The following is a 13240-nucleotide window of genomic DNA, read 5'->3' on the forward strand; positions in this document are numbered from 1 at the left end:
GTTTCTTCTTATTGCTTGTCTCCAACAGGGACTCCTTCCGCGTACTTCAAAAACTCTTCGTAGTCATGGGAAGGAAGAATAAAATCAGCATCCCTCTTGATCTTCTTCATCGCCCGGTATGTGGCTTCCAAATCGTAATACAGGCCCGGCGGAATCGCCTTGTTGACGTTTTGCTCCACTTTTCGGGCGATATCCCCCAAAATAACGGCGTTACCCGCAGAAGTTTGGACGTAGACGGCTTGACTTCCAGGGGTGTGCGTATTGGCGAATAATACGCATTTGACGCCCGGAGCAATTTCTTCATCCCCCTCGATCAAGCGGACTCTGGACCATAACGGATCAATTAATTCTGCAATGTCTTTACGATCGTAGAAGAGGGCGCCGCCGCCGAATTCGAGCTCGGGAGAAACCAGGGGCGCTGCCGCCGCCTGCAATTCCGTCCGCTGAATAATGAATTTGGCGCGGGGCAGCAGCCCGCATCCCCCCGCGTGATCGTAGTGGAGGTGTGTGAGAATGACCGTTTGGATATCCTCCAAACCGAAGCCGTACTTGGATAGCTGCGCCTGCAGCGTCCATTCAGGCTTGGATCGATGCGGCCCCAGTCCTTGTAATTGCACACAACGTTCCGCGTCCCGAAACCCGGTATCGACCAGAATGGGTTCTCCTCCGTGCAGCGGTACTAACAGCCATGCCGCAATCGGAACGCTTATAAGCGATTTTTCGCGGGACAGCGACCAGAACGCGTCCAGAACTTGAGGCACATCGGCTTCTCCGACAAGCAAAGGGTATATTTTCCAATCAGGAGTTGACATAAGCGTATCTCTCACTTTGTTTAATCCATTGCACAATTTTCTCAGGCGAAAGCGGCAAATCTTTCACTCTTACCCCGAATGGTTCCAGCGCGTCCTCCACCGCATTGGCGACGGCGGCAGGCGACGGGATGGCCCCGCCTTCCCCCATCCCCTTCGTGCCTAGCGGAGTAAATGGAGAAGGACATTGAATATGATGGGATTTGATATCCGGCACTTCCATGGCTGTCGGACACAAATAGGTTTGGAAATCAAGATTGAGTAATGAACCGTTTGCATCATATTCCAAATCCTCCATTAAGGCGCCCCCGATTCCGTGAGCGATCCCGCCGGCAATTTGTCCGTCGATGATCATGGGGTTGATAATGGTTCCGCAGTCGTGGGAAACTACAAATTTTTCGATTTGAATTTGCCCCGTCTGAATATCCACTTCAACGACCGCAATGAACACTCCGGTCGGATGGGTCGTATACAGATTGACCCGGCCGTACTCGTCCGGTTCCCATTTGACCACTGGACTCGTCCATGTGTACGTGCATTCCAAATTCACGTCCAAACCTTCGGGAATCGTCCCGTATGGCCCCGGCCACAGATGAATTTTATTTCCAAGCTCTTTGAGGCTGATGGATTCCTCCGGCGAGCTGCTTCCTCTTTTTCTAATAGAACCGTTGTACATTTCAAGCTCGGCCGGATCGATACCGAGCAGATGGCCGGCAATTTTGATTAATTTATCCCGGAGCAGCTTGGCTGCTTCATGTACGGCCGATACGGTGAACGTTGCTCCGCGGGATGAGAACGGTCCCAATCCGTAAGGAGTGACATCGGTATCTCCGTACAAGAACGTAATATCATAAATGCCTACATTCATGATGTCCGCTACGACTTGCGGCAGTGTGGTTTCAACACCCTGTCCAATATTTTGATGACTCGTCAGGATTTGAAAACCTCCCTCCGGCATCATACGGACCGTAGCCGCCTGGAAACCGTTGAAGATCCCGTTAAAAACCGCTGCTCCAGAAGGCTCGAGCATGGCTGAAATTCCGATTCCTATATATCTGCCCTGCTTGCGCAGTTCCTGTTGCCGTTCTTTCAATTGGTCGTAACCGACCTTCTCCAAAGCCAGACTCATTAATTGATGGAAATCGCCGCTGTCATAAATCGGGCCGGCAATATTCTGGTACGGGTATTCATCCTTCGTAATAAAATTGCGGTTGCGTAATTCGATCGGAGAAATCTTTAGACGCTGGGCCACAATATCCATCATGCGCTCCATAGGGTAGCTCGCGATATCCTTGCCGTAGCCGCGATGGGCGCCATAAGGTCCTTTGTTGGACACGACTCCAACAACTTGGCAATCATAAACAGGAATTTTATAGGCTCCCGGAAAATACGACCCGGCTACCAGCAGGGCTGGCGTACCCGGTCCATGGCAAGTTCCGTCAATCCCAATGTTGGCATACAGTTTGGCTTGAAGACCCGTGATCTTATAATCCTTGTCCAGACCAATCTTCAGCGTGCAAGAATAATCGCGCGATTGCATGCCGGACAACAAATTTTCCACCCGGTCTTCGGTCCATTTCACCGGCTTGCCCAGCATTCGCGCCATGATGCAAACGATGATTTCGGCATCGGCCTGTAATTTGGTCCCATATCCCGCCCCCACATCAGGCGCAATCACTCGAATATTGTGCTCAGGCATATTTAGCGTTTGGGCGATCAAGGTACGTACCTGATGCGGAGCTTGTGTCGAACAGGTGACGGTCATTCTCTGGGAACCGGGGTTGTAATCCGCAATACATGCGCGTGATTCGATCGGGGTCCCGGTATAACGGCTGTGAGTGATGGTCTCTTCAAAGACGTATGCCGAATTCTTGAAGGCTTCCTCAATGTCGCCGATGGTGCTTCTCCAATCCTGTTGGAGATTATGGCCCCATTCTTCATAGAGAAGCGCAGTAGGCTTCAAGGCGTCTTCGATCGTCACGACCGCGGGAAGAGGATCGTATTCCACTTGAATTAACTCCACCGCATCTTCCGCAATATACCGGTCAACCGCCGCCACTACAGCGACTGCCTCGCCAACAAAGCGGACCTTCTTGTAGGCAATCGGATACACTTCCGGCACTTTATTGGCGATATCGATCGTCGTCGCCAATTTCCCCGTGTACTTCAGCGATTCTTCACCCGTCAGAACCGCTACGACACCGGGCAATTTTAGGGCTTGGCTGGTATCGATGCTTCGAATATGAGCATGAGCATGGGGACTTCTCAAGATCGCCAAGTGAAGCATGCCTTTCACTTCAATGTCATCCGTGAAACGGCCATAACCGGTTAACAATCTCGGGTCCTCTTTACGTTTATAACTGACTCCCAATCCAGTTTTCGTTTCTGTCATGACAATATCGCCTCCTCAGAACTTATATTTAAATTCCTGATCCTGATGACCTGCCGGCCATGCTCAGATGGGTAGAACAAGGTACAATCTACCTCTCCATGTAAACGGTTGCATTTTGCATTGAAAGACAGTTCCGTTAGTCTTTCAAGATGATTTCCAGAGAATCCATCAGGCAGTCTAACGGATGAAGCTACGATACGCTGCATTTACAATATGGAACTGATACTTGGAACAAATCCCAGCCTCTGGGAAATTCTTAATCCCGCTTCCATTAACTCGCGGGTTAATTCGTTCTTATTTTCTATCATGCGGGAAGCAGGACCACCCAGACTAATCGTCCCCACCGACCGTCCGGTGTAGTTATAGATGGGTACCGCATAACAGGTTAAGCCCACTTCGATTTCTTCACGGTCCATGGCATAACCTGCTATGCGTATGTTTCTTAATTCCTCATGAAATTGTTCAAGATCCACAATTGTATTTGGTGTATATTGGGTCATCCCTTTTTCTTGAATAATCCGATCCACTTCTTCTCTTGAATAAGTGGACAGGATGGCTTTGCCTACGGCCGTGCAATGAACAGGCCTCCTCATGCCTAGCTCAGCCCTTATACTAATAGATCTTGAACCCTCAATTTTATAAAGGTAGACGGTTTCACCGCTGTTATAGGTCGCAAGAAAAGAAGTTTCCCCGGTAATCTCTGATAATTCACGCAAATGTCGGGAGGCGACTTCTACGATTTGCATTTTATGCAGTCCTAATACTCCGATCTCCAGCGTCTTCAAACCAATCGAATATTTTTCAGTATCCGGATCGAATTGAACGTAATTCCGGATTTTTAAAGTTTCCAAGAGTCTGTAGATCGTAGTCTTAGGTAAATCGACCTCCTTCACTAATTCCGCAAGAGCTACTCCTTCCCCCTTCTCGGATACCAATTCCAAGAGGATTAAGGCGCGCTCCACGGTAGAGTTGACCTGTTGATGCTCAGTCCCTTCCAAAATGACAATTCTCTCCCTTCATGATTAAAGGCTCTAAGGTATGTAAGCAGGTTATTAGCGTGTCTACAAATGGAACGTCGTTCCATTTGTAGAATATAACACGCGAACAAAAAAGTCAATACATGCTACCCCTGCCATATACCACCTTCCTAACACATCGGCGAGTGCCGCTACTCGCCCAACCTTCCGCCAGGTGCGATCACGTCTGATTGATTGATGATAAAACGCTTACATAAATGCTTGTTTTTAATCATCAGCCCCTCTTTACATGGTATACGTCGAAATCAAGCGTCGAAATCAAGCCATGACAACTTCATTATTGGAACGACGTTCCAATGGAACGCTGTTCCAACAAAAGAATATAACATGGAATCAGGTATGTCAACACATTTCATTTGTGAATATAGTAGACTTTCGCCTCCTTTAGAAATAATTTCCGCATGTTGTAACTAATCTGGCTCGTGCAGCGTCATAAGGAAGGATAAATGAATATATTAGAGGCGGTGCTTGACAAATGAAAATGAATTGGAAGTCTTTTGTAAGCGGGATGGTTTTAGGTTCCGTCCTATTTTCCGGTATTTCGTATGCCGCTCCCAAAGTGGTAAAGCTGGTCGTTAACGGCAATGACATTCATTCCGAGGTCGCTCCACAGATTATTGACGGCAGTACCATGATCCCGGCAAGAGCCTTGGCGGAAGCCTTGGGAGCCCGCGTATTTTGGGACGAAGACAATCAAACTGTAGTTGTTGAAAATGAGGAATATCGCCGGCTGCAGCGGAAACAAGCCGACATCAGCGAGCGGGATGCCGCAGGCTTAGCGGCAGATGCGCAGCATCACTTCTGGCAAATGATGATCGGCGGAGGCGGCGATCATAAAGATAGTTCCTTTGACGTCAAAGGGAATGATTACCGGTGGATGGGCACTGAATTGGATACAAAGACTAAGTATATCGAATACCTCGAGCTTCTGTATACGCCTGAACAAGCCCAGGCCTACTGGAAACAGCAAACGGAGAACGGGTCCATTGTGGAAATCGAAGGCAAACTGGCTCAGCCTAACGCTGACGGCGGAAGCCGGATGGAATGGGAGAACGCCCAGGCAACATTCATTCAAGAAGGCAACGGAGTAAAGACCTTCCGGTTTTCTGTGCCGATCGAAGATTCGTCCGAGGTTAAAGAAATAAAATTACGCTTTGTTGAAGGAAAGGGCTGGCGCATTGATGAGCCGGTGGACACGATCCGGTAAACCAACGGACCATCCATCCGCTTCTGCCGGGGTCACCCGGTCCAGCCCCTTTCCGATTGAAAATAGGAATGATGGGAACAGACATAGTTTACATATTATATATTATGTAAACTATGTCTTATTTCAAACTTCAAGGTACCGGAAAACCTGTCAATCAGTGACTGACGAAGGGCTGCGACAACCGCCGAATAAAATACGCATCCTCAAGGCTCGGTCTTTCCTGCTTAAATCCGGGCGGCGGGAGCTCCCCGATCATCCGAATATGCGCCTTTCCTTCCCGGATGGAGCAGCGGACAAGATTTCGTTCCTCAATCCCGGCCAGCTGCTCCGCAGCTATAATGCCGGAGTAGACGTTCAGCGGCAAGCCTGCGGTCCACTCCTTCTGCGTTCCGTGAAAACAAACGCGTCCTGAATCGAGCCAAAGAATCCGATCCGCCCTTTGATCCCACTCCCCCAGCTCATGCGTCACGACGACAACAAGCCGATCCGCCGCATATTGGGTTAGTAATGCCATTAAATATTTACGCTCTAAACTATCCAGGTGGCTTGAAGGCTCATCGAGCAGCAGCGCGAGGGGACGGCCAAGACAAGCCTGCGCTACAGCAACGGACTGCTTCTGCCCCTGGGACAGTCTCCCGATAGGCTTACGGGAGATGTCTTCGATGTGAAGCTTCTTTAACCATTCCCCCGTCTCGCTCGTATCTCCCAAGCCCTTCAAGCCGGCCATATATTGCAGAAAGCCCCGCGGCGTCATGTCCTCGTACAGCTCCATCTCGGATGGAGCAAAACCGATATTCCGCCTGATGAGGGGAAGATGCTCTTTCACGGTCATCCCCCCATACCTGATTTCACCCGAATCCGGTTCAATGCCGGTGGAGAGAAGCTCCAGGAAGGTCGTTTTTCCCGAGCCGTTGCGGCCGACCACGACCGTCATGCCGCTCTCCAGCGTAAGGTCATCGATCGCAAGGTCAAAGTCCGGGTAGCGTATGCGAACGTTTGTCATATGAATCATCCGTTATTCCTCCTCTCCGTCAGGTTATATCTCATACCGGTACAATTTAGCGCTAATCCGGTAGCTGTACATGAGCAGCAGGCAGCCTGCGGCCAATCCGAGCAGCTCCAGGATGGAGGTAAGCGTTGTGGGAACGAATTCGTTAAAGCGGAGCCATTGTTCCCCCGCCAGAAGCATCGTCCAAGCGCCTACGCCAGCGGCAAAGCCGTGCTTTATCCCCCGCCGAAAGGCAACGTAAGCCAGAAGCCCACCGATCAACAGCAGTTCGCTTAACCAGCGGAGCATGAACGACAGTAAAGACAAGGGAGCATCCGTGCTCAAGACCAGGTACACCGAACCGATCAAGCCGAGCAGTGTCGTCATTCCGATCATAAGCAGAAGCCGGATTAGCATCAATAGGGCCGGTGGAAAAGGCGTGACACTCTCCACCATACGCATCTTCGGATTCCACGTCCGGTAGCCATACAGCAGCGAAGCGAAGAAAAATAACGGCAGGGTCTTTCCGTACAAATTGGAGTCCAGACCCGGCGTACGGTTCCATAGACTGCTGCTCAATGTAAGCAGGACGAAAGCGATAAGGCTGATGATCCAAAACGCTTTACCGAATGTTTGCACTTGCAGCAGGCATTGACGCCAAAACGTCGGCTTGTGCCACACCGCCGGGTTTTCCCATTGCGAGGCATCCTGTTTCTTCCTTAACAGCTCAAACTCAGGCTGCAGCTTGGCCAAGAGCCTCGCCGTATCCTCCATCCGCGGAGCTCGCGCCACATAACCGGCCAGCGGTTCCCTCAGCTCCCGTTCCAATGTATCTAATTCCAGATCGTCGATCGGATGCGTTTTTTTAGGTCGCGCCATTTCCGGTCCCCTCGCTTTCCGTAATAAATGCTGGGCTGTTGACCAGCTTTTTTCTCAGCTTTCGAAGCGCATAGTACAATTGTGATTTAACGATACCGAGCGGCTGATCCACGACCTCGGCGATCTCTTGAAGCTTGAGATCTTGAAAAAAACGCAGCAATACAATATCTTTCTGGATATCCGTAAGCTGATCCAACGACTGAAGCAGTTCCTTGCGGGTTTCCTGACGCTCGTAAATTTCAACAATCGACGGACGGACGTCCACAGGGTCCGGAAGATCCGGCTGCAGCTCTTTTGTTGAGCGATAACTCGGGCTGCGCCAATAGTCCACACACAAATTTTTGGCGACCCTGTACATCCAGGATCGGACCCGTTCGGGCACGCTTCCTTGCCGAAGCTGCCGCAGCAGACGGATGAACGTCTCTTGGACCAGATCCTCCGCCTTATCCGTATTTCGCAGAGTCCGTTCCAGATAAGACAACAACGGCCCATGGTATCGGTGAACGAATGCTTCGAAGGCAGCTTGGTCGCCGTCTGCCATCCTTCGAACGAGCTGCTCGTCTGTAACCAAGCCGTGCCCCTCCTCTCTATTCCAGCTCATCGTGCACGATCCACCGCTCTCTCCGGTTAGCGAGTATGATCGTGAAGCCAACGATCGCAATGGCCGCGGCGGCATGCATCCACCGATTGGCAGTAAAGGTTGCCTCCGGGGGAATATGATGCGTAAACAAAGCGCCGTGCCCCAGAAGCCTGCCTTCCGAAAGAACCTCGGCCAGCCATAGGGCGAACCCTGCCGCGGCGCCGCTGTACAACTTTTTGAACGCCAGTATGAACAGCAAAGACAGCGCCGTCATGGACATATAAGCAGGCCAGGCTTGAAGCAGCAGTTGCAACCATCCGGCCTCCCCGCGCGTGCTTCCGCCGCCTGCATAGGAGAAGATTTCAGTACGAATTTGCCCATACCTGCAAACATACGACCCGACCATCCCTCCATGCAAGGCAAGCAGTGTCGCCGAAATGAGCAGCAGCTTGCGCCATATCATACGAGGGAAGGAAACGGGGAACGTAGCGTAAATTTCGAGCGTACCCCCGAGCTCCCGTTGAAAATAAAGGGTGCAAACCATCGGGACGAGCGGCAAAAACGCCATCTCGTTGTAGGTTGTCATATTTTTGGGAATCTCGGGATCGCCTAACCAAATCGAAATATGGAGGAGCAGCAGGTACAGGGCGGGAACCGCCGCCATCGGGGAGTACAAGCCTTTAAGATCAGAGATCATTTTACTCATGCTTAGCGCCCCCGCTCCAGGCTTGCTCCCAATCGCTCGCTTGTATGATCGGATAGCGGTAGGCCCATTCCCCTTCAATCGAAAGTCCTTTGCTGTAGTAATTGTCCAGCACCCGCTTCACATGATCGAGCCGTCCCTCGCGAATAGCTTTCTGCACCGCACGATCGACCGGATCGCCGGCTGCCTCTCTCCCGGCTCCGACCGGAAATCTCGGATACAGCAGCCCGGCGCCAAGCGGCGTTTCCTCTTGTCTCTTCGGATGTTCCGCCTGGTATACTTGATAAAATGCTCGGCGAATCGATCCGACCAGCGAGCTGCCAGGGCCTTCCCCGGGAAAGCCTATCCCTGCATTGCGGTCGCCGAACAACGAAACATGAACCATCTGAGCCAATTGAAAGGCGTCTAAATTCGTATGCAGCGATTCACTGAATACAAACCGGTTTCCCGCAGCCTTATGAATGGAGCGTTCTTGCTGCGCAGCGACCATATGAAGCGGCATATACAGCATCGCTTCCGGCTTCGGAAGCGGCTTGCTCAGCCAGGAATCGTAATAAGCCATAATATCCGAGTAGGCTTTCAGAAATTTCTCCGCCTCGTGTTTATTAGCGGGAGAAGTTAGGATCGCCATCGTCTCGCCGGGTATTCGGATCTCCGTTAAATGACCCGCAAACAGCGTCACCCCGTTCGTTTTGTCTTGTTTGAACGATTGCGTGAAGTCTCCCTGTTCCGGCTGCTTGCGGATCGTACCGAACAACTCCCCGGTAAATCCTGTCAGTTTCACGTCAAAGTCGGCCAGCAGCTCGTGCCCAGCTTCATAACGGTCGCGAAACGTTCCCGGCGTATCCTGTACGTAGAGCACCTGCTTGCCCGGTATCGGGTACCACGCAAGATGTGAAGGCAAATAAACAAGATCCCCCCGCACAAATCCATTCACCACCTCGCGGTAGCTGGATGCCGGGTACCAGTTAAAGAGCTTGCCCTCATATTCGAATAAAAGGGTTTGACGAGCGGGTCCGTCTTCGAGCGCGGCCCGGTCGAATGATACGAGATCCCCTGTTTGCTTCGCAGGAACCGGTTTGCCGTTGACCGAAAGCTTCTTCAATACAAAGTCCCGGTTCAGTGTAAACGTCATGGACGTTCCGTCCGTTTGTGGCGGAGCGTCGAGCTGAACCGCCGCCGTTACGTCAAGACGATCGTCAGGGTGCCGATGAACCGTCAACTCGTAGCTGCTCACGGAAAAACTGGATTCTCCGTACGAAGTGCGGTCCGCATAATCGGGAGGCGCATCCTGCAGCTTCTTCTCATAAGCGGAGAAGCGTTCCTGCCACATGGCTTCATAAGGAACGAAAGCCAAGACGGAAGCGAGCAGCGCGAGCAGCATCGCGGTGACGGATGAACGGTAAGCGCCGCTCGGCCGCTTTTTATGAATGAGCATGACAACCGTCGCCAGCATCCATAATGTAAAACAGAGCACAAATCTCCGGGACAGCCACAATTCCTCACTGAGCAGGTACGGGCCCCAGACGTCGTTCTCCCATAAGGAATTCGTAAAGAATTGGCTGAGATGAAACGTTTTTAAGTCATACAGCCGGAGCCGGGAAATCAGAAACACATCCAGGAAAAACGTGCCGAATATCCAGGCGCAAAAGCCGATCATATAGCAAACCCGATTCGGTATAAGAACGGCCAGCAGCATGGCCAGCGCCAGCGTCACCATGTAGGAAACCGTATACTGCACCGCGAAGAAGCTTAAGTGGCTTCGAAGCTCCGAAACCGGCAGCTCGGCCAAGATCCCGAACCCCGCATATACCGCGGCCATGGCGAAGGTGAACAAGCTTAAATAAAGCAGCCCCGCCGTATATTTAGCGGCAATGAATGCAGAACTCGATACCGGCAGCCCGGCGCTCCATTCGTAGGAAGGCCTGACCATATCCTTCCGGATCAGCAGCATGCCGATCAACATGGCTATGCCCAAACTAAGCGTGTGCTGCAGCTTGTGAAAATCATAGGCATAGAGATATATATTTTGGGAGACGTCCGGCTCAATCGCGGTCAGCGTATAGGCGAACCAAAGCCCGAACAGCGGAGGCAGCGGCCACAACAACCGGTTCGTGAACAGCAGCCGGCATTCCAGTTGAAGCTGGCGGCTCCATTTACGCATGGCGCACACCTCCGAGCAGCGCCAGGTATCCGTCTTCAAGCGTGGGCTTGACCGCCGCGGCATAAAGGCCCGGACATGACGCAGATACCACCCGGCATACGATCCCATGCTCCGTACGGCTTGTCGAGACGATCTGCGACGGAGAGAAGGCGGCGAATTCCTGCTCAGATACTTCCAACTCCCAGACCGAGCCTTCGGCATAGGCCCCCAATTCGTGAACGGAGCCGGTTAACGCGACCTCCCCGCGATTCAATACGGCAAGCTTCCGGCAGCTCGTTTCGATATCGGCCACAATATGCGTAGATAAGAGGACGGTGCGGTCTATGCTGAATTGGGTGAGCAGGTTGCGAAAGCGGACGCGTTCCTCCGGGTCGAGCCCTGCAGTCGGTTCATCCACAATAAGCACTCTGGGGCTGCCGAGCAGCGCCTGAGCAATGCCAAGACGCTGCTTCATACCGCCGGAGAACGTTTTGACCTTGGACATCCCCTTGTTGGCCAAGTTTACCTTCTCCAGCAAATGCTCAATTTCTTCTTTCCGTTTGCGCTTGTCGTCCAGCCCCTTCATGACGCCGACGTAATCGAGAAATTCGAAGGCTGTCAACTGCGGATACACTTGAAAGTACTGCGGCAAATAGCCGAGCATGCCGCGGACCCGATGCGGTTCTGTCAACGGAACTCCATGCAGAAGCACGTCCCCTTCCGTCGGATGAAGCAGCGTTGCCAGGATGCGCATGAGCGTCGTCTTGCCTGCGCCGTTCGGCCCGAGAAGCCCGAACATGCCGTTTTCGATAGACAGGTTAATGTGCTGAAGGGCCCATTCGCCATTCTTGTATTGTTTGGAAAGATTGCGAATCGTAATCATCGGTAATCAACCTCATAGCTTTCATTTTTTTGATGACGGCCGGTTCATCATTTTATATAACGAGATGACTGGGCAAAAGGATGAAAGCTATTTTAATTTCGCGGGCGCAAGCCAAACAAACGTAGTCGGACCGTACCGCAGCAGTCCGACTACGTTTGTTGGTGCTGACGCACTTGTTTATGCGTTCCAGAAGGCTTCGGCCAGCAGCTCATAAGAGCGAAGCCGCTTCCGGTAATCCGGAATCATCGTGACGATGATGATTTCATCCACACCGTACAACAGCGATAACTGCTCCAGCCGGGCCTTCACCTCGTTCGGCGTCCCGACCAGCAGCTTACGGTCTGCGAGCGGAGACGGCTCCAGCGTGTCGCCCTCGTTGGGGAACAAGGCGTCGCCCGCCCCCGCGAGCTGCTTCGCCTCGTCCTCCGTGTCGGCACAAACGACACCTAAGGCAACGATGGCGCGGGGTTCGGGACATAGGCGGGAAGGAACGAAAGCTTCCCGGTAAGCGGGCAAAACATCCTCCCCGGCCAAATCGCTCATGAATTGGCCGAACACGTAGCCCGTTCCAAATTCGGCGGCGTATGCCGCGCTCTTACGGTTCGTTCCCAGCATCCAGGGCTCGGGCGTTACGGGCGGAGTCGGCCGGGCGGTGACCGGCTCTCCTTCCCATTCGTAGTTCCCTTGCAGCAGCTCGGTGATTCCGCGCAGCGATTCCGGCAGCTTCCGGACATTCTCAAGAAAGTTGCCGCTCAGCGCCATGCTCACGTGAGCCGAACCGCCTGGCGCCCGGCCTAGGCCAAGATCCACGCGCCCCGGGTATAGGCTGGCGAGCATGTGAAACGACTCGACGACTTTCAACGGTTTATAATGCGGCAGCAGCAGCGCCCCTGAACCGAGACGAATGCGTTCCGTCCGCGCTCCGATATGCGCCAGCAGCACTTCCGGGGATGTGCACGCAAGCCCCGGCATGTCATGATGCTCGGCGACCCAGTAACGGGTATAGCCGAGCCGTTCTGCGGCTTGAGCAAGCTCAAGCGCTTGTCCCAGGGCATACGAGGCATCCGCCCCGCCGAACACGGGCACCAGATCCAATACGCTAAGCTTCAAAGGTTGTAGGTTCAAAGGCTGTATGATGGATGACCCCTCCTGTTTATTTAAACCGTAGTCTTAACCGGTATTCGTACAAACGATTAGCTGTATTGTAACTGTTCTAACACGATTTGATCAAATAGGCAAGTTTAGAGACCGAGACAAAATCCGCACATACTGGACAAACGAACAAGCGCGCGGAGTAGGTCCCACATATACAGGTAATGTATTGAAAACTTATCCGACGAGGTGAATGTACTATGCATTGCCCGAAATGTCCGGCTAGTCAGATTTTTGACCCGCCTAGAGTGATTTTCCAAGATTTTTTCCACCCGCAGGTTGTGGAAATCGTCCACCCCATCGAGATCGTCAACCGGCATCATTGCGTCCCCGTTCCTCACCATGTATTTACGTTTACGGTTAAAGATGAATTTTGCCCAAGCCCGGGTATTGGCCCAGGTCCACTGGGCGTAGCCGCAGCTCAAGTCAAAACCCGCAAGAAAAAAGCCCCGAAATGATCATGGAGC

12 protein-coding genes are annotated in these 13240 nt (G+C 52.3%); 2 read left to right on the top strand and 10 right to left on the bottom strand.

What is annotated here, in order from left to right; genetic code table 11:
• Positions 1 to 8: 8 nt before the first annotated feature.
• The 3 genes from FKP33_RS09515 to FKP33_RS09525 form a co-directional block, all read right to left on the bottom strand.
• Positions 9 to 812, bottom strand: a complete 804-nt coding sequence (locus FKP33_RS09515) for an N-acyl homoserine lactonase family protein (protein ID WP_141334715.1) — start codon at positions 810 to 812, stop codon at positions 9 to 11.
• Positions 799 to 3201 (bottom strand): xanthine dehydrogenase family protein molybdopterin-binding subunit, encoded by a 2403-nt coding sequence (locus tag FKP33_RS09520; protein ID WP_127605948.1) that lies wholly within the window; start codon positions 3199 to 3201, stop codon positions 799 to 801. The genes FKP33_RS09515 and FKP33_RS09520 overlap by 14 nt, the downstream gene beginning before the upstream one ends.
• 206 nt (positions 3202 to 3407) lie before the next feature.
• Positions 3408 to 4199: an IclR family transcriptional regulator gene (locus tag FKP33_RS09525; RefSeq protein WP_141334717.1), complete on the bottom strand. Its 792-nt coding sequence runs from the start codon at positions 4197 to 4199 to the stop codon at positions 3408 to 3410.
• 514 nt (positions 4200 to 4713) lie between these two features.
• On the opposite strand from FKP33_RS09525, the gene FKP33_RS09530 reads away from it, so the two are divergent.
• Positions 4714 to 5445 carry a DL-endopeptidase inhibitor IseA family protein gene (locus FKP33_RS09530; protein ID WP_141334719.1) on the top strand — a complete coding sequence of 244 codons (732 nt, stop codon included), beginning with the start codon at positions 4714 to 4716 and terminating at the stop codon, positions 5443 to 5445.
• A 154-nt stretch (positions 5446 to 5599) separates the two neighbouring features.
• On the opposite strand, the gene FKP33_RS09535 is transcribed toward FKP33_RS09530, so the two are convergent.
• The 7 genes from FKP33_RS09535 to FKP33_RS09565 form a co-directional block, all read right to left on the bottom strand.
• Entirely contained in the window at positions 5600 to 6457 is an 858-nt protein-coding gene (locus tag FKP33_RS09535; RefSeq protein ID WP_141334721.1) for an ATP-binding cassette domain-containing protein, read from the bottom strand.
• A 24-nt stretch (positions 6458 to 6481) separates the two neighbouring features.
• Positions 6482 to 7312, bottom strand: a complete 831-nt coding sequence (locus tag FKP33_RS09540) for a hypothetical protein (RefSeq protein ID WP_141334723.1) — start codon at positions 7310 to 7312, stop codon at positions 6482 to 6484.
• Positions 7299 to 7913, bottom strand: a complete 615-nt coding sequence (locus FKP33_RS09545; RefSeq protein ID WP_258313421.1) for an RNA polymerase sigma factor — start codon at positions 7911 to 7913, stop codon at positions 7299 to 7301. Before FKP33_RS09545 ends, FKP33_RS09540 begins: the two co-directional genes overlap by 14 nt.
• A complete protein-coding gene (locus tag FKP33_RS09550) occupies positions 7900 to 8598 on the bottom strand; it encodes a hypothetical protein (RefSeq protein ID WP_127605938.1) in 699 nt (232 codons plus the stop codon). Before FKP33_RS09550 ends, FKP33_RS09545 begins: the two co-directional genes overlap by 14 nt.
• On the bottom strand, positions 8591 to 10759 hold the full coding sequence (locus FKP33_RS09555; protein ID WP_141334725.1) for a hypothetical protein: 2169 nt from the start codon (positions 10757 to 10759) through the stop codon (positions 8591 to 8593). Before FKP33_RS09555 ends, FKP33_RS09550 begins: the two co-directional genes overlap by 8 nt.
• Positions 10752 to 11621 (bottom strand): ABC transporter ATP-binding protein, encoded by an 870-nt coding sequence (locus FKP33_RS09560; protein WP_141334727.1) that lies wholly within the window; start codon positions 11619 to 11621, stop codon positions 10752 to 10754. Before FKP33_RS09560 ends, FKP33_RS09555 begins: the two co-directional genes overlap by 8 nt.
• Positions 11622 to 11798: 177 nt before the next feature.
• Complete coding sequence (locus FKP33_RS09565) at positions 11799 to 12731, bottom strand: LLM class flavin-dependent oxidoreductase (RefSeq protein WP_258313422.1); 933 nt, start codon at positions 12729 to 12731, stop codon at positions 11799 to 11801.
• Between the two features lie 242 nt (positions 12732 to 12973).
• Between FKP33_RS09565 and FKP33_RS09570 the strand changes: the two genes are divergently transcribed.
• Positions 12974 to 13231 (top strand): hypothetical protein, encoded by a 258-nt coding sequence (locus FKP33_RS09570; RefSeq protein ID WP_127605932.1) that lies wholly within the window; start codon positions 12974 to 12976, stop codon positions 13229 to 13231.
• The last annotated feature ends 9 nt before the right edge of the window (positions 13232 to 13240 follow it).

The sequence above is a fragment of the Paenibacillus sp. tmac-D7 genome (assembly GCF_006519665.1).
Classification (GTDB): Bacteria; Bacillota; Bacilli; order Paenibacillales; family NBRC-103111; genus Paenibacillus_G; species Paenibacillus_G validus.